The following is a 691-nucleotide window of genomic DNA, read 5'->3' as shown; positions in this document are numbered from 1 at the left end:
AAGCGTCGGTCGGTCGGCAAACGCCTTCACGTCTTCGGCGGTAATACGGTTAATCGGTGCCATTGGTCTTCCTTTCAATCGGCCCGCCAAGTTCGGTAAGCGCGTTGCCAATGCGGGCGATAAGCGCGGCGCGGTTGGTCGTCGGGTGCGGCATAACTTCCGCGTAGGCCGCTGCAAGGGTCAGTTCGCAACGGGCCATTTCAATTGCGGTTTCAAGGCGCGCGATGTAGTTTCGCACGTCTTCGTCGCTGTTGTCAAGCTGTGCCTTCGTCGGCTTCGGGTCAGTCTTCATTGTCGGTTCCCTTCGTGAAGTGCTGCGCCATAATGCGCCGTTCAATGCTTGCGTAATCTACGTCAACCAACGGCGACCTGTCAACCGGGGGTTCGTTCATAACACGACGCAAAGTTGCTTCAACTTCTTCGTTTGTCAACGGGCGCGACTGCACCGTGAAGTCAAGCGTTTGCGGGTCAGGCTGCGCAGGAAACCGCCCCGTAACCGTCTTGCCGGTATACGTGACAAGCCCCCGTAAGAACTTGTCGCGGTCTTCCTGCGTCATTGCCGACCATTGTTCGTTGGTAAGCTTTGCCATTAGTCAAGCACCCCCATTTCGTCAAGATACTTCACCACGTCGCGCAAACACGCACCGGAACGGTAACGAACTTCGACGGTAACGCGGGTCATGCCTGCGGC

General features: G+C 57.2%; 2 protein-coding genes. Both read right to left on the bottom strand.

What is annotated here, in order from left to right:
- Positions 1-49 precede the first annotated feature (49 nt).
- Positions 50-292, bottom strand: coding sequence for a hypothetical protein (locus tag ADAD_RS0115195; RefSeq protein ID WP_010415683.1), 243 nt, complete (start codon positions 290-292; stop codon positions 50-52).
- Positions 282-590 carry a hypothetical protein gene (locus ADAD_RS0115190; protein ID WP_010415681.1) on the bottom strand — a complete coding sequence of 103 codons (309 nt, stop codon included), beginning with the start codon at positions 588-590 and terminating at the stop codon, positions 282-284. The genes ADAD_RS0115195 and ADAD_RS0115190 overlap by 11 nt, the downstream gene beginning before the upstream one ends.
- Positions 591-691: the final 101 nt, after the last annotated feature.

Source organism: Citromicrobium sp. JLT1363 (genome assembly GCF_000186705.1).
Taxonomy (GTDB): domain Bacteria; phylum Pseudomonadota; class Alphaproteobacteria; order Sphingomonadales; family Sphingomonadaceae; genus Alteriqipengyuania.
Note: the sequence above shows the minus strand (reverse complement) of the source record. Positions and strands in the feature narration are given on the sequence as shown.